The sequence below is a fragment of the Campylobacter felis genome, from assembly GCF_030250085.1.
Classification (GTDB): Bacteria; Campylobacterota; Campylobacteria; order Campylobacterales; family Campylobacteraceae; genus Campylobacter_D; species Campylobacter_D upsaliensis.
Genome location: NZ_JANURX010000006.1, coordinates 69,635 through 94,689, shown reverse-complemented (window position 1 = coordinate 94,689; position 25,055 = coordinate 69,635). Strand labels below are relative to the sequence as shown.

The following is a 25,055-nucleotide window of genomic DNA, read 5'->3' as shown; positions in this document are numbered from 1 at the left end:
AAGCCGAGCGAAAGCTAGTTAATGAAAACTTTAAAGAAAGCGTTTTGACGCGTTTGCAAAATACAAATTCAAATATTACCATTTTAATGCAAAGATTAGGCTACGAGGATTTATGCGGATTTTTGCTTGATAAACGCAATTTTGAGGAAAATATCATAAACGAGTGGAAAATCCTTAAACTTGAAGCCTTAAATAAGGAAGCTAAGATTTATCAAATAGGAAGCTTTTCTTATGAAAGAAAGGCTAATGAACCACTTTTTGCTAAAAAGCACGACTTAGCACAGTTAAAAGAACTTGAATTACAAATGGGAATCGATGCCTTTACGACCCAATATCAACAAGAGCCTCAAGCAACAGAAGCGGGCTTTTTTGAAGCGGTGTATTTTAAAGAAATACCAAGCTATGAGCTAAATTTGCATAATGAATACATCTTTATCGATAATGCTTTAAGCGTGGAGAAAAATGCCGATAATAGAGCCGTTGTAGTGATAGGTGTGGATAAAAACGAGCAAATGGAGCGTTACATCGTAAAAGACTGCTTTTTTGGCGTTTGGGACGAGGAAAAGACTTTAAGCGTGATAATTGAGGCTTTAATCAAATATAAAAAAGCAAAATGCTACATAGAAAACGAGGGGGGAGGAATACTACTTACAAGGCTTTTAAATAAGGAAATCATAAAGGTCAATGAAAAGCTTAAAAGGCAAAATTTAGAAATAATAACAAATGAAATAATCCCTTATAATGCAAATAGAAAAATAAGCAAGGTGGAAAAAATCAAGGCGATGAAGCCTTATTATAATAGTGGTGCTTTGCTATTTTTAAACACGGCACAAGGCTTAGGACAGATAAAAAAAGAATTGCTAGGCTTTAATCCCGCAAAGCCTTTCAGAAAAGATGACTGCATAGACTGCATTGCTAGTGCGATGAGTTTAAGCGAAGTAAAAAGCCCTTATATTGATGAAAATAAAGAGTATGAAGAAAGTCCTATGCAAAAATTAAGAAAAAAAAGCTATTATGAAAGTAGGTGGAATATTTAACAAAATATGCTATAATTAAGCGTTTAGGCTAGAACTTCTGAGCTTATAAGCTAAAGGTTGAATAAGATAACTAGAATTATCGTTTTATGGTAGTCTTAGTTTGCCTTATTTTAGTGTTAAAAGCTAAAATAAGAGACTAAAAGTAAAACAAAAAATTTTACTTCACTCTACTTAGTTAAGCCTAACGCAATCTTTTTGTCTCTTTGTAGAGTGGGAGGCAATCTGTAAATTTTTAAAAATCCTTAAAAAATCTTAATTTTCTTAACCCTTTTTTTCTTTTGCACTTTTTTCTAAGATTTTAAAAAATGTTTTACTGCGTTATTAGGTCGCTTCGGCTTTAAAAGCTTTGTAATGACGGACGGCGTGGGTGGATTTGAGAGTTGTGGGCGTAACGCGTGGCTTTTGCGTTAGCAAAAGGGTGGGCGCCCTTAGGTTTATTACTTTAACGGTGCTTTACTTCACGGTGAAAGTAAATTAAAAAAAGGAAAGGATAATAATGGAGGACTTTAACACAAATATCGAGGAGCAAGAATTAAGCGCCTTAGAAAATGAAATAAGTCAAGCAGAGGCGAGTTTGGAGCAAGATTTCGCAAAATATGTCGCAGAAAAATTAGCTAATGATGAAACTTTAGAAGAGTTATTTTTCGAAGATAAAGAGGACTTTGTCTTGCAAATTTTACAAATGCAAAATGACTTTTTAAACGAGGGCTTAAGAGCAAAAATGCAAAGAGCTAATAGCTTAAAAAGTGATATTGAGGGCAAAAAGCAAATGCAAGGCATTGAAGCGGCACAAAAAGAGTTTTTGCAAACGCATCCAGACGCCAATATGGACGCTTTAATGGAATTTTACGAGGAGGAATTGGGAACAAAATATAAAAAAGAATTAGACAAATTAGAGCCAAAAGACTTTTTTACGACCCTTTATGAAATTTATCAAATGAGAAATAAAAAGGGCGGTGAGGAGCATTTGCCTAGAGAGCTTGAAGCAAATGAGGCAGATGCAAGTTTAAGCAGTGTGGGCAGTGATGATATGCCTATGAATAGATTATAAAAAAGGAGTAAAGATGTATCGACAAAGGGTTAAAAATGTATCTTACCTTTCTAAAATCGTTGTAGATTTAGATAGCGTTGGGACGGAGTATGAAGCCTTAGTTTTACCAAGAGGGGCGGAAGTTTTACAAGTGAGCCTTGAGGTTTTAGAGGAAGTTAGTGGAACTTTAGATGTAGGTTTAAATGAAACGCAAGATTTTTTCATAAATGATTTAAACTTAAATCAAAAAAATGTTAGCGTGAGTGCTAAGGTGTGTGAGATTAAGGAAGTTAGTTTTGTAAAACTTAAATTAACTAATGAGGTGGCAAGTGGTAAGGTGGCTTTAAGGGTGCTTTACTTCTTACCTAGTGAAGTTATGACTGAATATTAAAAGGAGTGAAAATGCCATTAAGCGATTTGAATAAGATAAATTTGAGCGATTGGAAAAACGACCCGAGCGTTGGGGTAAATATAGGCAAGGTGATAGAAAAAGCCTCTTGGAAAAAAAGCATTTGGCAGCCTTTCGTGGGTGCGGGTAATGATAGAGGGATAAGAACCTATAAGGTAAGCGATGACCAGCCTTACAGACCGCGCTTAAAAGCACAATTAACGGGAAGCGGTGTTAAGGGGAATGCGGATTTTGATACAAATTTCGATAATTTAGAAATTTTAAGTCAAACGGTATTTCCAGAAGTGATAGGTAATGCGCTAAAAAGTAAGCTTTCTACTTAACTCTAAAAGCTCTTTAGAAACTAAGCTTTTAGGCTTTTTAATTAATTTTGTCTGAATGTTCCTTTGTATATGGATTTGGCATATTTGAAATGGTATAGGATATAGTATTTTAGTAAGTCCTTTAAAGCCATCTGCTGCTATTACTACTTTAATGACATATCCTTGTTCTAAATACCACAAAAAGCCTAATACATAATCTTTTATTTTTTCTTTATGCTCTATAAAATTCCACCATATAAACTTCTTAGATATAGCGTCTTTAAATACAACTACTCCAAAGTTTAATCCCCAGTAAGTTACATCTATTAAGAGTATTATTTCTTTTAGATTTAGTTTTGATGGCTTTGGTGTTTCTATGCTTTTTATGTAATTTTGAAGCGTTTTCATACAGATATTATTTTCTTTAGCAAGAATACTTAGGATTTTCTTTTTTGCAATGTATGAATTAAATAATTTTTGGCTTGAAATTGTGCTTTTAAATACAAATATTTTAGAGCAATTTTTGCATTTATATCTTTGTGAATTACTTTTAGTCAAACCATTTTTTACTACTAAAAAACTACCGCAATTTGGACATTTTTTTGTTCATATTTTTCAAGCCCCTTAAATGATGAATTTAAGGGATATTTTAGCAGTTTTTATCAACACTTTTTACCATTAAGCCGAAATTTGTGGCTTTTTTAAAATCAATAAATCAAAATCAAAAACTTTTTTTTGTGAAGCAATAATAATAATGCGTTCCCTATTTTGCGGCACACCAAAATCTTTGGCATTTAGTAATTTAAAGCTCACTTCATAGCCTAAATTTTGTAAATTTTGTAAAATAATCTTTAGTGTTTGCCCCTTATTGTGGTGGATTAAATGCTTTACATTTTCAAGCAAAACTACCTTTGGTTTTTTCTCATCAATAATCCTACAAATATCAAAAAATAGCGTTCCCCTTGTATCTTCAAAACCTTTTTTCTTACCTGAAATGCTAAAAGGCTGACAAGGAAACCCAGCACAAAGCAAATCAAAATCAGGCAAAGATTTAGCTTCAATTTGTGTAACATCACTTAACGGACTTTCTTTAAAATTTGCTTCATACACTTTCGCAGCTTTTTCATTGATTTCACTTGAAAACACACATTTACCACCAGCATTTTGCACCCCCATTCTAATGCCACCAATCCCAGCAAACAAATCAATAAAGCTAAAATCTTTTTGTATAAAATCACTTTTTTTTCTTTGCTCCAAAATAGCGTTAGAAAATAAATTTGCAGTCATTCCCTACTCCCACTCAATAGTCCCCGGGGGTTTTGAGGTGATGTCATAGACTACGCGGTTAATCCCTGCTACTTCGTTGATTATGCGGTTTGAAACGGCTTCTAAAAATGCGTGGGGTAAGTGTAAGAAACTCGCCGTCATTCCATCCATTGCTTCTACCGCTCTTACACAAATAGTATTATCATAAGTGCGGTTATCGCCCATTACGCCTACACTCCGCACATTTAAAAGCACGCAAAATGCCTGCCACACGCTATCATACAAGCCCCATTTATGCAGCTCTTCTATGAAGATAGAATCCGCTTCTTTTAATAGCTCTAAATCCGCCGCATTTACTTCACCCATAATGCGTATGGCAAGTCCGGGTCCTGGGAATGGGTGCCTCATAAGCATAGATTCTGGCATTCCTAATTCCCTGCCTAACGCCCTTACCTCGTCCTTAAACAGCTCTCTTAAAGGCTCGATTAGCTCAAACTTCATCCACTCAGGCAATCCGCCGACATTATGGTGGCTTTTTATCGTCTTACTTGGTCCCTTCACGCTCACAGATTCAATCACATCTGGGTAGAGTGTGCCTTGTGCTAGAAATTTTATCTCGCCTTTTGTATTGTGCTTTTTAGCTTCAGCTTCAAAGACTTCTATAAAGGTTTCGCCGATGATTTTTCGCTTTTTTTCTGGATCTGTAACGCCCTTTAACCTTCCTAAAAATAGCTCTCTCGCATCGGCTACAATCAAAGGCACTTTTAGATTTTCCCTAAACATCGCTTCTACCGCTTCTCTCTCCCCCTTTCTTAAAAGCCCGGTATCTACAAAAACAGGGATTAGATTCTCTCCTATGGCACGATATAAAAGCGTTGCCACCACGCTAGAATCTACTCCCCCACTCACAGCACATAAAACCTTGCCGCCATTGCTGACCTTTTCTCTCAATCTCTCAATCTCACTTTCTGCAAAATTGTGCATATTCCAGCTTGTATCTGCTCCGCAAATTTTCACAGCAAAATTTTTTAGAATCTCCCCGCCGCACTCACTATGCACCACTTCTGGGTGAAACTGAAGCGCATAAATTTGCCGCTTAAAATCCGCAATAGCACAATAATGCGTATTTCCACTTTTGGCTAACTCCACAAAGCCACTAGGTAAAGACTCCACTTTATCCGCGTGGCTCATCCACACGATAGAATCTTGCTTGATATTTTCAAACAATGGCGTGTGCAAATCGCTAATTTCTAGCACCGCTTTGCCAAATTCCTGTGCCTTAGCTCTCACCACGCTTCCACCAAAAAAATGTGCGATATATTGCATACCATAGCAGATTCCAAGCACAGGCACACCCATATCAAACACGCCAGAATCCGGCTTATACGCCCCCTCTTCATACACACTCGCAGGTCCGCCACTAAGGATAATGCCCTTAGGATTTTTGCTTTTTATAGAATCTAGCTTTTCAAAGTAAGGAACAATCTCCGTATAAACGCCATATTCACGCAATCTTCTAGCGATGAGTTGTGTGTATTGTGAGCCAAAATCTAAAACCAAAATTAAACTATTCATCATCTACCACCTATTTAAAGTTTCATATTTTTTAATACTTTTTACCGAGCCATTTTGCTCATAACTTGTATAAGTTGGCTCTCCTTTATATCCACAAGCACTTAGAAATATTAAACAAAAAAATGCTAAAATTCCTTTATGAAAAAGATAAAAACCGCGACCAATGTTATTGTTGAAATGGCAAATCAGCCTCATTATACTCCCCTAAAAGATCGATTTTACTATAAAGATTTTTTACTCTTAATGCCAGAAAAACACAGGCGCCACATTGCTAAGATTTTCATCAAAAATGACACTCTAAACATCATAACGCTTAATCACATAGGCTACCAAGAATTAAACCACGATGATAGCAAAAATTACATTAAAATTCTTATAAAGCTTTACGCGAAAGAAAATCCAAACAGCAAATTTATCGATGTGAAAAATCTTAGAATTTTTTCCCAGCGTTATGAAAAAACTAAGCTAAAATTAGAAAATAGTCCTAAAAAAATTCGCCCCTATATCGAGCTTTCTTTAGGGAAATTTAAAAATCCTTTCGAAAATAAGACTTTATATGACAAATTTGAAGCCTTGAGAAAAGTAATACAAAATGCTTGAAAAAGACCTTATGAGTTTGCCAGAAAGTGCGGGAGTTTATCAATATTTTAACAAAGAAGGGAAACTCCTTTATGTCGGTAAGGCTAAGAATTTAAAAAAACGCGTTAAAAGTTATTTTAGCTTTAATCCTCTAAGAGCAAATTCTAAAAATAGTCTAAGAATTCAAAAGATGATTAATGAGGCAGCACATTTAAAATTTATCAGCACTAAAACAGAAGCTAACGCTCTCATTTTAGAAAATTCTCTCATCAAACAACTGCACCCAAAATATAATATTTTACTAAGAGATGATAAAACCTATCCTTACATTTATATAGATTTAAATGAAAAATTTCCGCGTTTTGAGCTGACGCGTAAAATTATCAAAAAGCCCAAAATTAAATACTATGGACCCTTTTTTAAGGGAGCAAAAGAGCTTTTAAACGCCCTTTATCTTTACTATCCTTTAAAACAAAAGAAAAATTGTAAAAAACTTTGTATTTTTCATCAAATTTCAAGGTGTAGTGGGGTTTGTGAAGGTTTAGTGAGTGAGGAAAATTATAAAGCAATTTTAACAAATGCCACAAAAGCCCTTTTAAATCCCAGTCTTTTAATCAAAAATTTAGAACAAGCTATGCTTAAATACGCTCACAATGAAAATTACGAAGAAGCCGCTAAAATCCGTGATGAAATTAACGCCATAAAAGCCTTAGAAACAAAAGTTCAAATTGATTTAGCAAGGCTTGAGGATTTTGAAATTTTTGCCCTTGCTAGTGAAAATGGTATTTGCTCCACTTTGCGTTTTATTATACAAGAGGGTAAAATCATCAGCACCCATTCAAAAATTCACATTTTAAAAGAAAAAGAAATCAATACAAATGAAATTTATAAACAAGTGCTTTTAGAAAGCTTTAATCAAGACAGCCCCCTCGTCTCAAATCAAATCTATACTTATGAGGACTTTGAGGATAGAAAGCTTTTAGAGGAATTGTTAAGTGAAAGATTTGCTAAAAAAATTCATATCCAAGTCCCACAAAAGGGTGAAAAAAGAAAAATTTGCGATCTTGCTTTTGAAAATGCCTTGCTTAATATCAATATCCATCTTAAAAATAATGATTTAAGCTTAATAGAGGAATTAAAGCATTATTTTGAGCTTGAAAATGTGCCTCATTGCATAGAAATTTATGATAATTCTCACCTACAAGGCGTAGCAAAAGTGGGTGCTATGGTGTGTTTTAAAGACGGCAAATGGGAAAAGAAACATTACCGCAAATTTCATCTTCAAGGCAAAAGCGATTATGAGCAAATGAAGGAAGTTTTAATAAGAAGAACGAAAGACTTTGAAAGCCTTTCACCTCCTGATTTATGGCTCATAGATGGAGGTAAAGCCTTGCTTGATTTAGCAAATAACATTATCAAAAGCACAGGTGCAAATGTCGATGTTTTAGCTATTTCAAAAGAAAAAATCGACTTTAAAGCACAGCGTTCAAAGGGAAGTGTTAGAGATAAAATCCACTCGCAAAAAGGCGAATTTTTACTTAAAACAGATGATAAAAAGCTACAATTTTTACAAAAATTAAGAGACGAAGCGCATCGCTTTGCTCTTTCTTTTCACAAAAATACTAAGAAAAAACAGGATTTAAAAAGCTCTAAACTCTTAAATTTAGGCATTAGTGAGGGGTATTTGCAAAAACTACTTGCTTTTTATGGAGATTTTGAGAGTATTTATGAGGCAAATTATGAGGAACTAAAAATGCTTACAAATGCAAAAATAGCTCAAAAAATTAAGGATATGTAATGATATTAAGCTTTTTGATTTTAATTTTAAGCACTTTTTCACTTTTTTTAAGTGTCGATTTTAACGCTCTTGCTAACACAGACGAACAGCTTAAACTTAGTATTTTTCTTAGCATTTTACTTTTGGGTGGGGTTTTGTGCGTTACGCTTTTTAGAAAAGAGCGTTTTTTGCAAAGACTATTTTATAAAATTTCCCTCCTTGAAAAAAGCGAAAATGAAAGCGTAGAAAGGGCTTTAGACGCCTTAAAAGAACGCTTAGAAATGCAAAAATACCACATCAAAAAAGCAAATTTAGAAAAACAAGAAAAGCTTTCTTTGCTAGAAGAGCTTTATTATCATCTAGGTAATATTCAAAACGCTCTTTATTACATAGAGGCTGATGAAAAATCTCTCTCTCTTTTGCTAAATGCCCTACATAAGCAAAAAGAAACACTTCGACTAGCTATCAATCACCCCATAAGCTATAACAAAAGCTTAGGCGGACATAAGGATAAATTTTTGCGTTATGAGGCTAAAATCGCCCTCGTTAATAATGATGATTTAGAAAATTTTCTTATCCAAAATATCTTGGCGTATTTTGGGATACAAAGCGTTTTTTTTAAAGAAATTAGCTTTGATAGAAATGATTATCATCTCGTTTTCATTAAAGACGAACTTTATCAAAAATTAGTCAAAAAGGAGGAGGATTTTATCGTTTTTGGGAGGGATAAAAATTTAAGTTATCCTTGCTTTTTACCTATGCCACTTGATAAAAAAATGCTCGAAATTCTTCTTAAAAAACGGCTCGAAAAATTAACACCAAAGCAGTTTGAAAAAGGCGTTTTAAACAATGTGCTTTTGTTTAAGCAAAATGAATTTGATGCGAATTTATTTTTTAGCATTATAGAAAAACAATGCTCGCAAAATACTTTAGTAAATTCTTTATCAAAGCTTAAAGAGTGCTTGAGTAAAGAGAGTTACCGCCTCGTTTTGCTTGATTATGATGTGATTAAATTTGATTTAGAACAAGTTAAAATTTTACTTCATATCTATAAAAATCACAACCCACAAAGCCACATCATACTTTTTACTCAGGAAAAAATCACTGAATTTGACTGCATTAGCGAGGTTTTAAGCTCCATTAGCAAAAATGAGCTTATCGCACTTTTACGCAAGTATTTAAATTAAGGACTTACGATGCTTATTAGAGATTTTGACACGACAAAAGGTGTTTTCATCATCGCAGAGCTTTCAGCTAATCATTCTGGCAGCTTAGAACTTGGACTAAAAACCATCAAAGCCGCCAAAGAAGCAGGGGCAAATGCAGTTAAAATTCAAACCTACACGCCCCACAGCCTTACCCTAAAAAGTGATAAAGACGATTTCATTATTAAAGGAGGACTTTGGGACAAAAGAAGCTTTTTTGAGCTATATGAAAAGGCACAAACGCCTTATGAGTGGCACTCCCAGATTTTTGAAGCCGCACAAAATGAAGGACTACTATGCTTTTCAAGCCCCTTTAGCGAGGAGGATTTAATTTTCTTACGCCGTTTTGACCCACCAGCCTATAAAATCGCCTCTTTTGAGGCAAATGATGAAACTTTTGTGCGTTTAGTAGCAAGAGAAAAAAAGCCCACTTTTGTCTCCACAGGGGTGATTGATGAGAGTGAAATTGCAAGAATTTGCGAAATCTTTAAGGAAGAAGAAAACGAAAATTTATGCCTTTTAAAATGCACCTCCGCCTACCCTGCCGAGTTAAAAGATATGAATTTAAACGCCCTTTTAAGCCTTAAGCAATTTGGCTATGAGGTGGGATTAAGTGATCATAGCAAGGGGCATTTAGCGGCGACTTTAGCAGTAGCTTTGGGGGCTAGGGTGATAGAAAAACATTTCATACTAGATAAAAGTATCAAAAGTGAGGATAGTGCTTTTAGTCTTGATTTTAGCGAATTTAAAGCCTTGGTTAAAATGATAAGAAATGCCGAGCTTTGTTTAGGGAAAAAAGATTTAAATTTAGATGAAAAAAGCTTAGAAAATAGGCGTTTTGCGAGAAGTTTATATGCGAGTAAGGACATTAAAAAAGGCGAAATTTTTACTAAAGAAAACATAAAATCCGTGCGACCTAGCTTTGGCTTACACCCTAAATTTTACCCACAAATTTTAGGTAAAAAAGCAAAAAGAGATATAGAATTTGCCACGCCTTTAAAGGAATGGGATTTATAAAACACAATGAATTTAGCTAAAAATATCAAAGCTCTAAAGCAGAGCAACCCTAGCCTAAATTTACCTCAAAAGCAAGATAAATTCAGCCTTGATGAAAGCTTAAATCTCTGCTTTCAAGAGGGTAAAATGTATTATAATGTCAAAGAGGAGCTTAGCCAAAAGCTTATTTATATCAAGCAAAACTATGCGTATTATCCCCTGCTTTATTTTTACGGCTTTGGTAATGGCACGCTTTATAAAATTTTATGTCAAACACAGACTAAAATCGTTGTTTTTGAGGACGATTTAGAGCTTTTAAGCCTTGTGTTTAGTTTGATTGACTTTAGTGAAGAATTGCAAGATAAAAGACTTGTTTTAATCACAAATTTAGAAGAGCTTAACGCCCTTTTTGAGGATGAGCTTATTCAAACAAGTTATAAAATTTACACGCTTTTTTCACATTGTGCCTTTTATGAAAATGAGAAATTTGAGCTATTACACGCTAAATTTAAAGAGCATTTTGACTTTTTGCTTTTACAAAAGGGTAACGACCCCGAGGACACGCTCGCAGGTATGAAACACACGCTTATCAATCTTAAAACTATGCTTGAAAAACCTAAATTTAAGGACTTTTTAAACACTTACCGCTTTCAAAATCAAAATGCTATCATTGTCAGCACAGGACCAAGCCTTTCTAAACAACTTCCGCTTTTAAAAGAAGTGCAAGAAAAAGCCGTGATTTTCGCCGCAGATAGTGCCTATGCTATCTTAAAAAAAGAGGGCATAAGGGCGGATTTTGTTTTTTCTTTAGAAAGGCTAGAGCTCACAAGTGAGTTTTTTAACGAAAACTCTACAAAATTTGATGAAGATACCCTTTTTATCATCTCTTCCCTGACTCACCCAAACACCTTAAAATATCTTAAAAATCAAAATTTTCTCCTTGTTTTGCGACCCTTTTATTTTGAAAAGGCTCTAAAATGCGATGAATTTGGCTATTTGGGTGTGGGGGCTAGTGTGGCAAATATGGCTTATGAGTGTGCGGCGGCTTTAAGGTTTGAAAATATCATCTTCATAGGACAGGACTTAGCCTACGATGATATGGGACTTTCACACGAAAAAAGCTATACCTTACTTTCCTACCATAAAAATGACTTTCAAAACGATAAAGATAAATTTTTATGCGAGGCTTATGGCGGGCAGGGTTTGGTGCAAAGCTCTTTGGCTTGGACTCTTTTTAGACTAGGACTTCAAAGAGATATACTAAATGCTAAAAAGCTAAATATCAACACCTACAACGCCACAGAAGGCGGTGCGAGGATAGAGGGTTGTATAGAAAAAAACTTTGCTTGGTGTTGTGAAAATTTACTTCAAATAAAAAAGAAAAAACTCCCCATAAAAAGCGTAAAAATATCCACTACAAACGCTTTTTTAAGCCTTAAAAACTTACTTGAAAAAGGAGAAAAATTTGAAGCTAAACTTGAAACAATTTTGTGTGATTTAGAACAAGCTCTAAGTAAAGAACAAAATTTGGAATACTTTTTGCATAGTTTAGAAAAATTAAGCGAGGAATTTAAAAAGCAAGAAATTTGCACGGATTTATTCTTAGCCTTGCTTTTTGATTTAGAAAGCGAAAGATTAAAGTTAAGGGCAGAAAATGCCGATATTTTAACAAATTTAAAGACACAAAAAGGCTATTTTGCCAAGCTTTTAAGACTTTTAAAGAAGCAAAATGCACTTTTAAAGGAGTAAAATGAGCTTATATGAAAAAAATTTAAAGGCACTTAGAAACATCGCCTTAAAAGAGGCTTTAAGCAAGATAAAAGCACCAAGGCATTTTAAGCTTATCACGGGAAGCGATTCTTTGGATATAAATTTACAGGATTTAAGGGATAATTCTTTGCTCTATCAAAACCCTATGCAAGAATTAAACGAGGCTATAAAGCTTTATAATGAAACTTATCCGCTTTATCCTGTGCTTTATTTTTACGGCTTTGGTAATGGGCTTTTGTATAAGGTTTTAGCGCAAAATGAAAATCATCTTTTATTTGTCATTTTTGAAAGCGAGATTGAAATCATTTATCACATTTTTCATCTTGTCGATTTTAGCAAAGAGCTAGAAAAAGGTAAATTGATATTTTTAAATCCAAAAAATGATATTAATTTAGAAGTGCAAGCTTTATTGGGCGAATTTATGCCCGCTTTTTACTCTTCTAGGGTGTATTTTTTAGAGCTACACTCAAAATATTATGAAAAATTTAAAGAAAATGTTAAGCAAACAAATGAAATCCTCACTCTTACCATTAAAAATACTATCAGTGCTTATGGCGATGATCCTTATGATGCTTTGCTTGGCATCAAGCAACATAGCTTTAATTTAGTCGAAATGATAAGCCACCCCACCATACAAGAATTACACACAAAAAGAAAAGGCGAATTTAAATCCTGTGTGATAGTTAGCACGGGACCTAGCCTTACTAAACAGCTCCCGCTTTTAAAAGAAGTGCAAGATAGGGTTGTGATATTTGCAGCGGACTCGGCTTATCCTATCTTAATGCAAAATGACATTGTGCCTGATTATGTGTGTATGGTGGAGCGCACGGATTTTACAGCGGAATTTTTTAAGCACGATTTTGGAAATAAAGATGATAAAACGACCTTTTTACTCGCCTCCCTCGTGCATCCAAACGCTATAAGCTACTTGGAAGCACGAGGGAAAAATTATATGCTCCTTGAAAGACTACTAGCCTTTCACGCCTATACCGCATTAAAACAATGGGGCTATATCAACGAAACCATAAGTGTCGCACATATGGCTTTAAGTGTGGCGAGTTCTTTGGATTTTAGAAATATTGTTTTCATAGGGCAGGATTTAGCCTTTGCTAAAGACGGAAGCTCTCACGCTAAAAATTATCAAAATGGAGAAAATTTTGAAAGCGGATATTATGAAGATGAATTTGAAGTAGAGGGTTATGGCGGAGGGAAAGTAAAAACGCACTTTTTATGGTATATGTTTAAACATTTTTTAGAAAAACATATTAGTGAGTTGGCGAAAAAATATATATTTTTTAACGCCACCGAAGGGGGCGTTAGGGTGCAAGGGACTATAGAAAAGCCTTTTAAGGAATGCTGTGAAGAATTTTTCACAGAAGAAAAGGGTGATTTAGAAAAGTTAGAGAGCCTAAATCAACAAAAGCAAAATGAATTACTTCTTAAAAGCTTATATAAACTTTATCAAGCTAAAAAAAATTGCTTAAAATTTAGAACATTTTTAAATGAGAATTTAGATGAGCTTAATGAGCGTCTAAAGCCTTACGCAAATCAAATCAATCCTAGCTTATTACACGGGGGGGGGGGGGTAGTATTATGCAACAAAGTATCGAACAGATTATGCAAATAAGAGAAGAAATACAAGGCGTAGGACTTGAGATTATAGAGCTAATCCAGCCTCTAAAGGCACAATTTGACCTAAATTTAGGGCGTTTAGTTAGCATAGTTGTAAAGGATAATGAGACAAATTTGCAAAAAAATCTTTTTTGGATTAAGGAGCATTTGTATTATTTTGAACTCATTGCAAAATATGTCAAAGATGAGGAAAAAGAGCTTCAAGCCGCCATTTTAAAACTTGAAAATGAGCTTAAAAATAGAGGCTTAGAAAAAAGAGTAGAAAAATTAAAAACTAAATTTAAGGATTAACAATGCTAAAGAGTGAATTTTTTGACAAAAATATCAAGGCTATGAAGATGAGTTTTAATGCTGAACTTGGCAAAAAACTCGGCAAGATAAAAGAAGCTAAAAAATTTGACCTCATCTTTAACAAAGACCCACTTAATCTCAACATCATCGAACTAAAAACGAGAGAAAAAATATATCAAAACCCTCTTAAAGAGCTGGAAGAAAAGCTAAAGTTTATCGATGAAAAAAGGTCGCTTAATCCTGTTTTATTTTTTTACGGAGTGGGAAATGGCTTTTTATATAAAGCCTTGTTGCAAAATAAAACACATCAAAAAATTATCATTTTTGAAAAGGATTTAGAGCTACTTTTTCTAGCCTTAAATCTTTCTGATTTTAGCGAGGATTTAGCAAATAATAGGCTCATTTTTATCCAAAATAAAGAAATGAGCACGAATCCTTTAAGAGCTTTCCAACTCTTTCAATACCATATGTCATCTTTACTTTACCGCTCTTATTTTTTAGAAATTCATAGCATTTATTACGAAAAACAAAGAAAGGACATTTTAGAACTTAACCGCATTAATAAAAACGCCATCATAGACCTTTCTTTAAGAAATGGCAATGATCCAGGCGATGCCACTCAAGGCATTAATCAATTTATCCAGCACCTCCCTAAAATGCTAACGCACCCTACCCTACACAACCTACTTGACAAAAGACAAAATAAGGCTGAAACCGCCATCATAGTCGCCACTGGACCAAGTTTAACCAAACAACTTCCCTTACTTAAAAAATATGCCAAAAGAGCCAGTATATTTTGTCTTGATGCAAGTTATGCAATTTTAGCAAAAGAAAACATTAAGCCTGATTATGTATTAAGCCTTGAAAGAGTGGAGGCGACTAGCAAATTTTTTGATAATGATTTTAAAGAATTTGACAAAGATGTGCTTTTTATCCTACCCACACTAACGCACCCAAAAACGCTTAGTTTCATAGAAAAAAACCGCAGGGAATATATGCTAGTGCCAAGGCTTCTCCCCCTAGCACAAGAGCTCAAACTAAAAGAATTTGGCTTTGCAAATGGCTGGAGCGTCGCACATATGGCTTATTCTTTAGCGTGGGCTTTAGAACATAAAAATATTATCTTAATAGGACAGGATTTAGCCTTTGCCAAAGACGGAACCACACACTCAAAAAACTATCCAAGAGGCTTAGACACAGCAAAAAGAGAAATTAGCACTTTAGAACAGAGAGAACTTAAGGCTTACGGAGGCAAGGGTAAGGTTAAAAGCACGAAAATTTGGAGTCTTTTTAGGGATTTTTACGAACAACTTATCTATCTTTCTAAAAATCAATGCACGACCTACAACGCCACAGAAGGCGGTGCGAGGATAGAAGGAGCGATAGAAAAGCCCTTTAAAGAGCTTTGCGAAACCTTATTAACAAAGGACATTAAAAAACCTCTTCCTAAGCCAAAGGCTCTTCCAAGAAATAAGCAAAATGAACTTATGTTACAATCTTACAAAAAGCTTAAAAGCTTTATAAAATCAAGTGAAAATTTAGGCAAAGAGTGCAAAAGACTCTCTAATCAAATCAAGACAATCACGCAGGGTAACACACAAAAGCACTCCCTTGAAAGCATTTGTCAAAATATCGAAACCTTTAAAAACAAAATAGGACAAAAAAGATATTACTATCTTAGTGAAATTTTAGGTCCTAGCACCTTTCATAGCGAAAGTTTACTCTCCCCACTTTATCTAAGCTCGGTAAAAAACGACTCCGATAGGCAAAATAAGCTTGTAGCGTGGATTTATGCTAATGAGGCGTGGGTTGATGAAATTTATAATCTTATCTTTATGCAAAATGGCGTGATAAAAAGAGCCGTAGTGCCCTTAAGAGAGACTTTAGAAAAGAGAAAAGTGCTTTAATTTGGCTAGGTTTTATCCTAGCCTTTCACATCTTCATTTAAAAAATGCTGTTAAAATTAGCAAAAATTAAAGGTATGTTTTGGATTTTCTTTTCATTTTTAGTTTATTTTTTGAATTTCTTGCTTTATTTTTGGCATTTTATTTTCACGATGTAAGAATTTTCTTTTTAAGTCTTAGTTTGCTTGTTTTAAGAGTAGCTTATCTTTTTAGCCCTGTGTTTCAGGCACATTTGTTTTTAAGTTTGTTTTTGCCACTTATTTTTTTACTTTTTTATCTTAAGAATTTTTCCAAATTCATCTTTTCTAGGCAAAATATTCAAGCTTTTTTATTCCTTATTTTAGTGGGAATTTTAGCCTTTATCTTACCGCAAAACACACATTTTAATGCGACAAATTTAAACTATGAGCTTTTTAGTTTTTACACTCCGCTTAATGAGCTTGGCTTTGTGTTTTTTCTCTTAGCCTTATTATTTTTAGGTTTAAAAGGACTTAAAAATTTAGATTTTACTCCGCTTTTAACGCTTTTTGGCGCTTATGTAAGCTTTTTAATCAAAGAGTTTTGGAGCTTTAAATATTTTGAATTCGCAAGTTTTATTTTTTGCTTTATCTTGCTTTTTAACGCCTATAAAATGCTTTTTTTTGATAGTCTTACTAAATTTGGGAATGAAAAAAAACTCTCCCTTTATCTTAAAAATAAAGAAGAGTATTTTATAGCCTTACTTCATTTTGACGAACTTAGCAAGGCAAAAGAAAGTTATCAGTCTCTCATCTTAAAGCAAATCGCTAAAATTCTAAAGCGTCTTAAAGCTCAAATTTTTTTTATTGATAAAGATTTTATTTTGATTTTTAAAGATGAAGAAAGTGCGTTAAGGCATTTGGGCTATTTAGAGTCTTTACTCAAAAATACAAATTTAAATTTAGAAAATGAAAATTTTAAGCTTGAATTTAAGCTCGTTTGGCAAAAAAATGAAGGGGGTCTTTGGCAGAATTTACAAAGCCTCAAGGACAAACTCCTTAAGGCTTAAAGGCTTATTTTTCGTTAGCTTCAACCTCAACGCTAATTTTCACTTCATCGCCTAAAGTAAGATTTGAAGTGCTTGGAGCGAATTTAAAATCGCTTCTTTTAATCTCACTTTCCAAAGTAAAGCCAACCTTCTCTTTACCATCTTTACCCTTAGCTATGCCACCTATTTCAGTGTCAAAAACGATATCCTTAGAAACGCCAACTATGGTTAAAGTGCCGCTCATCTTACCTTCGCTATCGCTTGTTTTTTCATATTTTTTCATCACAAAACTCATTTCAGGGTGGCTTTTAGCTTTGAAAAAATCATCTTGCAAGAGGTGATTATCTCTTGTTTTATTATCTGTATCCACAGAAGCGATCTTAACTTTTGCTTCAAATTTTTTAAATTCATAAGTCGCAGGGTCAAAGTCAATCACCGCATCATAATCCTTAAAATTTCCCTTAACATTACTAATTTGCAAATGCTTAATCTTAAAGCCAACATCAGTATGAGTCTTATCAAGCACATAATCCTTAGCCATAAGAGCAGGACTTAGCAAAGAGACTACCAAGAGCGAACTAAACAACATTTTTTTCATTTTTTCTCCTTTATAAATTAAATTATAGAAATTTTAATCTATTTTAAATAACAAATGTTATTTTTTTAACCTTGCTCTTAAAAATTCCTCAAATTCCTCAAACGAAGGCAAATTAAGCTCCTTAAATTCCCTTTGCTGCTTTCCCCACATACACTCAGGGAAAAAAGCGTCTTCTTTAAAACGCGCCATAATGTGAAAATGGACTCTTGGGACATAGTTTGCAAAAGAAGCGATATTAATCTTTTCAGGCTGATAAAATTCCAACATTGCTTTTTCGCAAAGCAAAATCGTATCAAAAAGCTCTTTTTGTAGGGGCGTAGGACAATGGCTTAATTCCTTGTAATTTTCTTTTGTAAAAATTTTAATCCAAGGCACTTGCGACTCTTCTTTTTCTATATAAATTAACGCATTTTCATAAAGCATTATTTCTCCTTTTTGTATATTTTATAGTAATTTAAATAATTTGATGTAAAATATAAAAAATAAAGGATGTAAAGGTGATTATTAGTTCAAATTATTCAAACTATAATTATTACAAGCCTCAAAGCTATGAAAAAAATGCAAATTCTTCACAATTTAACACCGAAAATTCAAACGAAAAAGATTTTGATGAAAAAGATCAAAATTCCGCTGAAAAAAACAGCAAACGCAGATGATTAACGGCGTAGAACTTACGATGAAGGAAGTGCAGCTTGTAAGAGAGCTTCAAAGTATAGACAGAAATGTCAAAGCCCACGAAGCGGCACACCAAGCAGTGGGTGGGGGCTTGGCTGGAGCGGCTAGCTTTAGCTACACTAAAGGACCTGATAATCAAATGTATGCCACAGCCGGTGAAGTGCCAATAAGAATGCAAAAGGGCAATACGCCCGAAGAAACCATAGCCATAGCTCGTCAAGTCGTAGCTGCTGCTATGGCACCAGCTGATCCTAGCCCTCAAGATTATAAAGTCGCAGCTAATGCGACAAAAATGGAAATTGAGGCAAGAGCCGAAGCGACTAAACTAAAAGCCGAAGAAGCAAAAGAAAAAAACAAAGAAGAAGAAAAAAGACAAGAAGAAAGTGAAAAAAAAGGCTTTAAAGAGCAGATTCAAAAAGCTTATGATTTAAGCGAAGATTCCTTAGGGCTTAACATCGCTTCTTAATGAAACAAAGCTATCTTTACCTCTCTCTCATCATCGCTATGTTTTTATGGGGTATGTCCTGGCCCACTTCTAAAATTTTAAGCTCTTATGCTAATGTGGAATTTGTTGTTTTGTGGCGATTTTTCTTTGTGCTTGTGGGATCTTTGCCTATCTTATTGTTTTTAAAAATTTCCTTAAAAATTTCTAAAAAGACACTCAAATGGCTTTTCATGGCAGGAGGCTTAAATGCCCTTTATGCTTTTATCTTTTTTCTAGCCTTGCGTTATGGCACGGCTGGTAAAGGCGGAGTTTTGGTTACGACTATGGTGCCTATTTTTTCCTATCTTTTTTTATTTTTAGGTTTAAAAAAAAGCTATAAACTAAGCAAATATGAAATTTTTGGACTTTTCATAGGCATTATTTCAGGGCTTTTTTTGCTCAATTTAAATTCTTTCGAAGAGCTTTTTGGACGCTTTAATGTGCTATTTTTACTTTGTGCTTTTATTTGGGCTTTGATGAGTCTTTGCACACATAAAACTAAAGGTGAGCATCCTTTGAGTGTGAATTTTTATGTTAATTTTATTTCCTTTTTGCTTTTTACCCCACTTTTTTTAAATGATGAAAGTTTTTTTATTTTAGAAGCAGATATGAAATTCTGGCTTAATATGTTTGTCGTGGCATTTTTATCCACTGTGGTGGGAACGAGCATTTATTATTATGGAATTCACATTTTAGGAAGTGTAAGGGCAAATTCTTTTATACTCGTAACGCCTGTGAGTGCTTTATTTACAAGTTTTTTAATCTTAGATGAAGTGCCAACGCCTCTTACCTTAGTGGGCGGTGCTTTGGCTATTGTGGCGATTTATTTTATGGGAAAAAAGGGTAAGGCTTAAGCCCTACCACAAATTATTCTTTTCTGCTCTTTGCATCAACGATAAATAAAGGCTTATTGAGTAGTTTAAAGTCTTCAATCGCCTTTAAAGTGCCATCACTCACAAGCCATTTTATAAATTTGCTCGCTTCTTCATAATTGACATTTTGGCAATGCTTAGGACTTACTGCTATAACGGAGTAAAAATTCTTTAAGCTATCATCACCCTCACTCACAATAACTAAATTTGGATTAGCTTTTGCGTCTGCTTCATACTTGATATAAGTGCCGCGGTCTGTTAAAATCACACCCTTTTTCTCTTCGGCTATCTTAATGCTAGCTAACATTCCCTGTCCGCTTTGTATATACCAGCTTTCTTTTTCAGGCACACCTCCTAAATTTTTCCACAAACCTTTTTCTTTATTATCAGTGCCTGATTTATCCCCTCTTGAGATAAAAGGCATTTTTTCAGCTTTTATAAGCTCCAAGCTTTCTTTAAGATTCTTGCCCTTAAATTTCTTAGCCAAGCTCTTATCAGCCACGATAATAAAGTCATTATACATCACAGGCGTTCTATCGACACCAAAACCCTTGCTAACAAATTCCTTTTCTACCTTAGGAGAATGCACAAAAAGCACATCAGCATTACAGTCTTGTCCAAGCTTTAAAGCTGCTCCTGTTCCCACAGCAACCCATTTTAAGGTATTGCCACTCTCTTTTTCATAAAGAGGTTTTAAGGCGTCTAAAAGTCCTGTATTATCAGTGCTTGTAGTTGTCGCCATCTTTAATTCTGCTGCACTAAGGCTTAGTGCTACTAAAGCGGATAGAAGAATTTTTTTCATCGCTTTTCCTTTCTGTTTAAAATAAAATGCAATTTTAGCATAATTATGCTAAAATCACGCCTATTTAAGGATACATTTTGGATTATATATTTAACGCCTTTAAAGAAGCTTTAAATTTACTTTTCAATGCCGATGAAAGCGTCATTTCAGCCATTAAAACAACGCTTTTAAGCTCAAGCACTTCTATCATTTTAGCTCTTATGGTAGGCTTTCCACTTGGCTTTTGTTTAGGATTTTTTAATTTTAGACTTAAATCGAGCTTAAAACTACTTGTCAATACCAGCCTCTCCTTTCCTACTGTGGCTGTTGGACTTATCATTTATGCCTTTATTTCTAGTAGGGGACCTTTGGGGGAATTTGGCTTACTTTTTACTATAAAAGCTCTCATTTTGGGGCAGTTTGTTTTAGCCCTACCCATTGTCATCGCCCTCTTTTCAAATTTAATAGAAAATATGGACAAAAAGCATTTTTTACTCATAAAATCCTTTCATTTAAGCGCATTTAAGCTTGTTTTAACCATCATTTATGAATTACGCTTTGCACTCATTAGCATTATAGCTCTAGCTTATGGCAGGATAGTCGCTGAAGTGGGCGTAGCGATGATAGTAGGGGGGAATATCAAATACCACACCAGAACCATAACAACAGCCATTTCCCTTGAAGCAAATAAAGGCGAATTTGAACGCGGCATAGCCTTAGCCTTAGTTTTAATCAGCATAGCCTTTGTGCTAAATTTTCTTATCCACAGCTTAAAGAAAAATCGATGATAGAAATTAAAAATCTTAGCTTTTCTTATGGGACAAAAGGCATTTTGAAAAATCTTAATCTAAACCTTGACACTAGCAAAATAAGCATTTTAATGGGTGCAAATGGGAGTGGGAAATCAACTTTTTTAAGGATTCTTAATTTTTTAGAAGGCGATTTTCATCAAAATATTAGCTATTTTAAAAAAAACATCTTAAACCGCGAGGAAAAAAGATGGCTTTATTTACTTTTTGCAGAAGCTTGTTTGCTAAATAGAAGTGTCGAAAATAATCTTAAATTTATCCAAAAAACCTACCAAATCAAGGGCGATTTAAAGGGCTTTTTAAGTGAAATTTACACACTTTTGGAGCTTGATAAAAGCTTGCTTAAAAAATATCCCGGAGAACTCTCCTCAGGGCAAAGACAAAAAATAGCCTTTGCTATGGCTATGGCGGCTAGGGCGCGTTATTATTTACTTGATGAGCCGAGTGCTTTTTTGGATAAAAAGACCTCTTTTTTACTTAAAAACGCTATCTTACATCTTAAAAAAAGTCTAAATTGCGGTTTTTTAATTGCAAGTCATGATAAAGAATTTTTAGATTCTTTGGCTGAAGTGAAACTCTATCTTAGTGATGGAGTGATTTTAGAATTTGAAAATACAAATATTTTTGAATTAAATCATCAAATTTTACATTTTGAAAATCCAATTAAATTTGACAAAATAGCTGACAAAATAGCCCTTAATCCTTACAAAATCAGCCTTTTTTCAGGACAAAAATACTGCATTAAAAATGCTAAAATCATAGCCTTAAGAACGCGTCAAAATGATGTTTTCATTAGAATTATTTCAGGGGATAAAATTTTAGAATTTGCCCTCGAAAACGAAGCGTTTAAAAAAGCAAATTTAAATCTTTATCAAAATTTAAGTCTGGGCTTCAATGAAGACGCACTTTGCTTTTTATGAAAAATTATTTTCATAATGCTAACTTCATTTTCATAACATTTTGTTCTATAAATTTTTATAAAAATTGTTTATAATTACCTATTTTTTAACTATAAACAAATGCTCTATTGTTTTATCATCACATTGTTTATATTGTCGTTTTTCATGATTTTTTTCAGTGCGAAATCTTCGATAATGTGTCGTATATTCTTTTACTTGACCAATGGCATTTAGCGTTTTTAAAATATGCTCTCGTGGGATTATGCCCTCATTATTGTAACTTAAAATAATATATTGTGATTGTATATTGCTTATCAAATCACTAAATACTTCCATTGCTTTGCCTTTTTGACAATAAAGAGATTTTTGATGCTCATAATCTCTAAGTCCGCCTTTACCTTTTAGCTCTTGCTTGTCCCACACGGCTAAACTCTCTAAAAAATGAAAATTTGGAGCATATTGTCTATGATTATAGGGTGGGTCTATATAAACAATATCACCACTAAGCTCTCGCACAAAAGCATTTGAGTCTAATTGAAAGCTTTTATTATTTAAATGATTGTTTGTTATATTTGGTGGCAAAAGCTTTATGTCTTTTAATGCCATACTTCGCCAAATTTTTAAATAAGCTCCGTAAGTTCCAGAAATATTAGCAACAAAATCTGCCGCATCTATTAATGAAACCAAAAGCACTAAAAATTCATTTTCATCTATTATATTTTCTCTTAACCATTGTTGAATTTTCTCTCTAATAAAGTCAATTCTCATAGCATTTTTATCGCTAAAATACTGCCTATTAAATTTACCGCCTGGAGCATAGTTTTCATACACATATCCTTTTAAATAATGCTCTTTATTTAGCAAATTTAACGCCTCATCTAAGCCATTTAGTTTGGTAAATTTTGGCATTTCGTTTAATTCTATAAGCACTTTTGAAAAAATATATGAATATGCCATAAAATCATTTGTGATTACTTTATATCCTTTATTTTTAAAATGCTTTGCTACCGAATTAGTCCCAGCAAATAAATCAATAAATATGCCGTTTTTACAGACACCAAAATTATCCATAGATTCACTAATAAAATTTAAAAGTCTAGTTTTATTACCTATGTATTTCATAGAAACTCTTTTATTAATTTATCTTGCAAATTCTTATCAAAATCATTAGAGAAAACTAACTTAAATTTTGTGTGATTACGCGAATCCAAATACACAATAATAATTACAAAATCTTTATGAAAAACAATATCATTAAAATGCCCCATTTTTATCGCTCCTAAAATTGTATTAGCTTTGCAGTCTGCATAATACTCAGGATCTTTGCTGGGTGTAGTCGCTAAATTAAAAATCAGTGCATCAAATTGTAAGTTTTCCCCATCATACATTTGATTTATAATTGCACTTGAATTTTTCATAGCACTTTTAATTTTACTATCTTTTAAAATCTCGTTATATTGATTTTTGCCTTCAGCCAACATAAACACATTTTTATCTTGCATAATCAAATCTAATTTAGTGGAAACTCTTGGTATTTTTTCTTGCTTATTATTTATCGTTATTTGTTGCCACGATGAGTGATGTGTGTGTGTATAAAGCATAAATTCCACTCTGCTTTAATAGTGCTTTGATTTAGATATGTAGAGACTATTGCTACTTCTTCATTTATATTTTTTGGAGCTATGTTTAAATTGCATGGATAATAATTGTTTTGAATGGGCAATGAAATTTCAAAGCTAGTAATAACTTCTTTATCATTTAAAATTAAAATATCAATATAATTTGCTAACGCTTTATAAATTTTAGTATCCATCTTTTTAGCAAAATCAAAATCACTGGATGTATCTACAAAACAATAACCGATAATTTTATACCGCTTTTGCCCATCCAATCCATAGCCAAATAACTCGCTATAAGCTACAATTTCGCCACTTTCTGGATCTGGCAAAAGTGTTAATTTGCCATTAGAATTTTTGTGGATTCTAAGTGGTAATAATAGTGATGATTTTGAAATTAAAATAGACTCAATCTCTGCTTTTTTGTGTCGAAATTTATCACCTAAAAACTTAGCGGTTAATTTAGAATCTACAAAGCCTATTTTTGCCCTTGAAATGTAACTTTTAGCCGCATTATTATTTAGCTTTAAAAATGTTAATAAATTCCCCAAGTATTGATATGATTTATAAAATGTCCATTCTTTTAACTTATCAAAATCAAAACTTGAAACATCAAATTGTGCCATAAAATCATCATTATTATTGTAAATATAATCCATCAAGCTATTTACAAAATTTTCACTATCTCTTAAAATACCTTGCCTTATACTATTTGTCATTATAGGCAAATCGCTAATAATGCGTGGCTCGTTAGAAACAATCTCCTTTTTATCACTATACTTTCCCTCTTTTAAATAGTTGATAATATGCATAAAAAATTCTTTTTCTAGCTTAATCTTAGTGTTTAAAAATTGCGGATTTACACTAGATAGCAAAACAGACTTAATATATTTTATAAATAATTCTTGTGAATCAATGGGATTTCTTATCCTTGTGGTAGAGCCGTGAAAATTATTTTCAAAATATGCTATTAAATTTGGTGATTTATATCGTGCTGAATATAAAATAGCATTATACGCTTGTAAAGCATTTGGCTCCCTTATCGTATCTAGAGATTCATCTTTTCCGCTATAAAATGTTTGATAAATAAAAGGGACTCTAAGCTTTGCTGCTGCAATTTTTCTACCCTCTCTCTGCCACTGTGAATTACCAACTGAAGCCGTTTCGGTATTTTCTCCTGCTAAAATTACCTTGCTATGCTGTATAGAGTAAAAAATGTAATCAGGTAAATCAACAAATGATTTTATAAAACTAACATCATTTGGCAAATTCCATTTATCATAATGTCCGCATATTTTAATAGCATAAAAATTATCAGACTCTCTAAAAATATATATAGGACTATCATAAGGCTCATAAACAACGCCATAAAATGCCAACAAATCATCATTTAGCGTTAAATTATTTAAAAGAGATATGCCCTCCAAAATGTTGTCGCCATAAAGTATAAATTCAAATGGTTTGCTTAATTTTTCATAATCTTTTAGCGTTATTATTTTGTCTTTTATGCGTGGATTTACTAATAAATCTTGCATTACAAGT

At 33.4% G+C, this 25,055-nt stretch carries 25 protein-coding genes and 1 pseudogene; 17 read left to right on the top strand and 9 right to left on the bottom strand.

The window, feature by feature from the left end:
• From NYG92_RS05000 to NYG92_RS04985, 4 genes are all read left to right on the top strand, one after another.
• The coding region (locus tag NYG92_RS05000) for a hypothetical protein (RefSeq protein ID WP_289233698.1) at positions 1–1,037 on the top strand (1,037 nt) is incomplete at its 5' end.
• Positions 1,038–1,533: 496 nt separating this feature from the next.
• Positions 1,534–2,088: a Coiled-coil domain-containing protein gene (locus NYG92_RS04995; protein ID WP_289233697.1), complete on the top strand. Its 555-nt coding sequence runs from the start codon at positions 1,534–1,536 to the stop codon at positions 2,086–2,088.
• Positions 2,089–2,101: 13 nt separating this feature from the next.
• Positions 2,102–2,458 (top strand): hypothetical protein, encoded by a 357-nt coding sequence (locus tag NYG92_RS04990; RefSeq protein WP_270976970.1) that lies wholly within the window; start codon positions 2,102–2,104, stop codon positions 2,456–2,458.
• Positions 2,459–2,469: 11 nt separating this feature from the next.
• Positions 2,470–2,799 carry a hypothetical protein gene (locus NYG92_RS04985; RefSeq protein WP_270976968.1) on the top strand — a complete coding sequence of 110 codons (330 nt, stop codon included), beginning with the start codon at positions 2,470–2,472 and terminating at the stop codon, positions 2,797–2,799.
• Here the strand turns inward: NYG92_RS04985 and NYG92_RS04980 are convergent.
• The 3 genes from NYG92_RS04980 to guaA all read right to left on the bottom strand — a co-directional run bounded on the left by NYG92_RS04980 (position 2,776) and on the right by guaA (position 5,622).
• On the bottom strand, positions 2,776–3,336 hold the full coding sequence (locus NYG92_RS04980; RefSeq protein ID WP_270976966.1) for a hypothetical protein: 561 nt from the start codon (positions 3,334–3,336) through the stop codon (positions 2,776–2,778). The genes NYG92_RS04985 and NYG92_RS04980 overlap by 24 nt on opposite strands.
• 120 nt (positions 3,337–3,456) lie before the next feature.
• On the bottom strand, positions 3,457–4,065 hold the full coding sequence (locus NYG92_RS04970; protein ID WP_270976964.1) for a DNA cytosine methyltransferase: 609 nt from the start codon (positions 4,063–4,065) through the stop codon (positions 3,457–3,459).
• 3 nt (positions 4,066–4,068) lie between these two features.
• Positions 4,069–5,622: a glutamine-hydrolyzing GMP synthase gene (gene guaA, locus NYG92_RS04965; RefSeq protein WP_289233695.1), complete on the bottom strand. Its 1,554-nt coding sequence runs from the start codon at positions 5,620–5,622 to the stop codon at positions 4,069–4,071.
• A gap of 135 nt (positions 5,623–5,757) precedes the next feature.
• Here guaA and NYG92_RS04960 point away from each other — a divergent pair, with 135 nt between their 5' ends.
• The 9 genes from NYG92_RS04960 (at position 5,758) to NYG92_RS04920 (ending at position 16,800) form a co-directional block, all read left to right on the top strand.
• A complete protein-coding gene (locus tag NYG92_RS04960; RefSeq protein ID WP_004277716.1) occupies positions 5,758–6,219 on the top strand; it encodes a hypothetical protein in 462 nt (153 codons plus the stop codon).
• The gene (uvrC, locus tag NYG92_RS04955; RefSeq protein ID WP_289233694.1) at positions 6,212–7,996 is read left to right on the top strand and encodes an excinuclease ABC subunit UvrC; all 1,785 of its coding nucleotides are present in this window, start codon (positions 6,212–6,214) and stop codon (positions 7,994–7,996) included. Before NYG92_RS04960 ends, uvrC begins: the two co-directional genes overlap by 8 nt.
• A complete protein-coding gene (locus tag NYG92_RS04950) occupies positions 7,996–9,162 on the top strand; it encodes a hypothetical protein (RefSeq protein WP_289233693.1) in 1,167 nt (388 codons plus the stop codon). Before uvrC ends, NYG92_RS04950 begins: the two co-directional genes overlap by 1 nt.
• A gap of 9 nt (positions 9,163–9,171) precedes the next feature.
• Positions 9,172–10,197 (top strand): pseudaminic acid synthase, encoded by a 1,026-nt coding sequence (gene pseI / locus NYG92_RS04945; protein ID WP_289233692.1) that lies wholly within the window; start codon positions 9,172–9,174, stop codon positions 10,195–10,197.
• Positions 10,198–10,203: 6 nt separating this feature from the next.
• On the top strand, positions 10,204–11,925 hold the full coding sequence (locus NYG92_RS04940) for a motility associated factor glycosyltransferase family protein (RefSeq protein WP_289233691.1): 1,722 nt from the start codon (positions 10,204–10,206) through the stop codon (positions 11,923–11,925).
• 1 nt (position 11,926) lies between these two features.
• On the top strand, positions 11,927–13,573 hold the full coding sequence (locus tag NYG92_RS04935; protein ID WP_289233690.1) for a motility associated factor glycosyltransferase family protein: 1,647 nt from the start codon (positions 11,927–11,929) through the stop codon (positions 13,571–13,573).
• Positions 13,540–13,869 (top strand): hypothetical protein, encoded by a 330-nt coding sequence (locus NYG92_RS04930; protein ID WP_027303656.1) that lies wholly within the window; start codon positions 13,540–13,542, stop codon positions 13,867–13,869. Before NYG92_RS04935 ends, NYG92_RS04930 begins: the two co-directional genes overlap by 34 nt.
• A 2-nt stretch (positions 13,870–13,871) precedes the next feature.
• Positions 13,872–15,776 carry a motility associated factor glycosyltransferase family protein gene (locus NYG92_RS04925; protein ID WP_289233689.1) on the top strand — a complete coding sequence of 635 codons (1,905 nt, stop codon included), beginning with the start codon at positions 13,872–13,874 and terminating at the stop codon, positions 15,774–15,776.
• 79 nt (positions 15,777–15,855) lie between these two features.
• The gene (locus NYG92_RS04920) at positions 15,856–16,800 is read left to right on the top strand and encodes a hypothetical protein (protein WP_270965919.1); all 945 of its coding nucleotides are present in this window, start codon (positions 15,856–15,858) and stop codon (positions 16,798–16,800) included.
• Between the two features lie 4 nt (positions 16,801–16,804).
• On the opposite strand, the gene NYG92_RS04915 is transcribed toward NYG92_RS04920, so the two are convergent.
• Together NYG92_RS04915 and NYG92_RS04910 are read right to left on the bottom strand one after the other, a co-directional pair.
• Positions 16,805–17,377: a YceI family protein gene (locus NYG92_RS04915; RefSeq protein ID WP_270976954.1), complete on the bottom strand. Its 573-nt coding sequence runs from the start codon at positions 17,375–17,377 to the stop codon at positions 16,805–16,807.
• 57 nt (positions 17,378–17,434) lie between these two features.
• Positions 17,435–17,800: an HIT family protein gene (locus NYG92_RS04910; RefSeq protein ID WP_270965921.1), complete on the bottom strand. Its 366-nt coding sequence runs from the start codon at positions 17,798–17,800 to the stop codon at positions 17,435–17,437.
• 74 nt (positions 17,801–17,874) lie between these two features.
• Between NYG92_RS04910 and NYG92_RS04905 the strand changes: the two are divergent.
• Positions 17,875–18,518, top strand: a pseudogene (locus NYG92_RS04905) (putative metalloprotease CJM1_0395 family protein).
• On the top strand, positions 18,518–19,390 hold the full coding sequence (locus NYG92_RS04900) for a DMT family transporter (RefSeq protein ID WP_289233688.1): 873 nt from the start codon (positions 18,518–18,520) through the stop codon (positions 19,388–19,390). The pseudogene NYG92_RS04905 and the gene NYG92_RS04900 overlap by 1 nt, the downstream one beginning before the upstream one ends.
• A gap of 13 nt (positions 19,391–19,403) precedes the next feature.
• Here NYG92_RS04900 and tupA read toward each other — a convergent pair whose 3' ends face one another.
• The gene (tupA, locus tag NYG92_RS04895; protein WP_270976950.1) at positions 19,404–20,210 is read right to left on the bottom strand and encodes a tungstate ABC transporter substrate-binding protein TupA; all 807 of its coding nucleotides are present in this window, start codon (positions 20,208–20,210) and stop codon (positions 19,404–19,406) included.
• A gap of 77 nt (positions 20,211–20,287) precedes the next feature.
• On the opposite strand from tupA, the gene tupB reads away from it, so the two are divergent.
• Together tupB and tupC are read left to right on the top strand one after the other, a co-directional pair.
• Positions 20,288–20,977, top strand: a complete 690-nt coding sequence (tupB, locus tag NYG92_RS04890) for a tungstate ABC transporter permease TupB (protein ID WP_289233687.1) — start codon at positions 20,288–20,290, stop codon at positions 20,975–20,977.
• Positions 20,974–21,918, top strand: a complete 945-nt coding sequence (tupC, locus tag NYG92_RS04885) for a tungstate ABC transporter ATP-binding protein TupC (protein WP_270965926.1) — start codon at positions 20,974–20,976, stop codon at positions 21,916–21,918. Before tupB ends, tupC begins: the two co-directional genes overlap by 4 nt.
• A 78-nt stretch (positions 21,919–21,996) precedes the next feature.
• On the opposite strand, the gene NYG92_RS04880 is transcribed toward tupC, so the two are convergent.
• The 3 genes from NYG92_RS04880 to NYG92_RS04870 are packed head-to-tail and all read right to left on the bottom strand — an operon-like array spanning position 21,997 to position 25,048.
• A complete protein-coding gene (locus NYG92_RS04880) occupies positions 21,997–23,019 on the bottom strand; it encodes a DNA adenine methylase (RefSeq protein WP_270965927.1) in 1,023 nt (340 codons plus the stop codon).
• A complete protein-coding gene (locus tag NYG92_RS04875) occupies positions 23,016–23,507 on the bottom strand; it encodes a hypothetical protein (protein WP_289233686.1) in 492 nt (163 codons plus the stop codon). Before NYG92_RS04875 ends, NYG92_RS04880 begins: the two co-directional genes overlap by 4 nt.
• Positions 23,456–25,048 carry a hypothetical protein gene (locus NYG92_RS04870; RefSeq protein ID WP_289233685.1) on the bottom strand — a complete coding sequence of 531 codons (1,593 nt, stop codon included), beginning with the start codon at positions 25,046–25,048 and terminating at the stop codon, positions 23,456–23,458. Before NYG92_RS04870 ends, NYG92_RS04875 begins: the two co-directional genes overlap by 52 nt.
• Between the last annotated feature and the right edge of the window lie 7 nt (positions 25,049–25,055).

Excerpts from the sequence above, each read along its gene's own strand:
- NYG92_RS04960 (WP_004277716.1), top strand. The coding sequence starts at position 5,758 with ATGAAAAAGATAAAAACCGCGACCAATGTTATTGTTGAAATGGCAAAT.
- NYG92_RS04940 (WP_289233691.1), top strand. The coding sequence starts at position 10,204 with ATGAATTTAGCTAAAAATATCAAAGCTCTAAAGCAGAGCAACCCTAGC.
- NYG92_RS04900 (WP_289233688.1), top strand. The coding sequence starts at position 18,518 with ATGAAACAAAGCTATCTTTACCTCTCTCTCATCATCGCTATGTTTTTA.
- guaA (WP_289233695.1), bottom strand. The coding sequence starts at position 5,622 with ATGATGAATAGTTTAATTTTGGTTTTAGATTTTGGCTCACAATACACA.
- NYG92_RS04985 (WP_270976968.1), top strand. The coding sequence starts at position 2,470 with ATGCCATTAAGCGATTTGAATAAGATAAATTTGAGCGATTGGAAAAAC.
- NYG92_RS04925 (WP_289233689.1), top strand. The coding sequence starts at position 13,872 with ATGCTAAAGAGTGAATTTTTTGACAAAAATATCAAGGCTATGAAGATG.
- uvrC (WP_289233694.1), top strand. The coding sequence starts at position 6,212 with ATGCTTGAAAAAGACCTTATGAGTTTGCCAGAAAGTGCGGGAGTTTAT.
- pseI (WP_289233692.1), top strand. The coding sequence starts at position 9,172 with ATGCTTATTAGAGATTTTGACACGACAAAAGGTGTTTTCATCATCGCA.
- tupC (WP_270965926.1), top strand. The coding sequence starts at position 20,974 with ATGATAGAAATTAAAAATCTTAGCTTTTCTTATGGGACAAAAGGCATT.
- NYG92_RS04870 (WP_289233685.1), bottom strand. The coding sequence starts at position 25,048 with ATGCAAGATTTATTAGTAAATCCACGCATAAAAGACAAAATAATAACG.
- NYG92_RS04990 (WP_270976970.1), top strand. The coding sequence starts at position 2,102 with ATGTATCGACAAAGGGTTAAAAATGTATCTTACCTTTCTAAAATCGTT.
- NYG92_RS04880 (WP_270965927.1), bottom strand. The coding sequence starts at position 23,019 with ATGAAATACATAGGTAATAAAACTAGACTTTTAAATTTTATTAGTGAA.
- NYG92_RS04930 (WP_027303656.1), top strand. The coding sequence starts at position 13,540 with ATGCAACAAAGTATCGAACAGATTATGCAAATAAGAGAAGAAATACAA.
- NYG92_RS04950 (WP_289233693.1), top strand. The coding sequence starts at position 7,996 with ATGATATTAAGCTTTTTGATTTTAATTTTAAGCACTTTTTCACTTTTT.
- NYG92_RS04970 (WP_270976964.1), bottom strand. The coding sequence starts at position 4,065 with ATGACTGCAAATTTATTTTCTAACGCTATTTTGGAGCAAAGAAAAAAA.
- NYG92_RS04995 (WP_289233697.1), top strand. The coding sequence starts at position 1,534 with ATGGAGGACTTTAACACAAATATCGAGGAGCAAGAATTAAGCGCCTTA.
- NYG92_RS04935 (WP_289233690.1), top strand. The coding sequence starts at position 11,927 with ATGAGCTTATATGAAAAAAATTTAAAGGCACTTAGAAACATCGCCTTA.
- NYG92_RS04910 (WP_270965921.1), bottom strand. The coding sequence starts at position 17,800 with ATGCTTTATGAAAATGCGTTAATTTATATAGAAAAAGAAGAGTCGCAA.
- tupA (WP_270976950.1), bottom strand. The coding sequence starts at position 20,210 with ATGAAAAAAATTCTTCTATCCGCTTTAGTAGCACTAAGCCTTAGTGCA.
- NYG92_RS04915 (WP_270976954.1), bottom strand. The coding sequence starts at position 17,377 with ATGAAAAAAATGTTGTTTAGTTCGCTCTTGGTAGTCTCTTTGCTAAGT.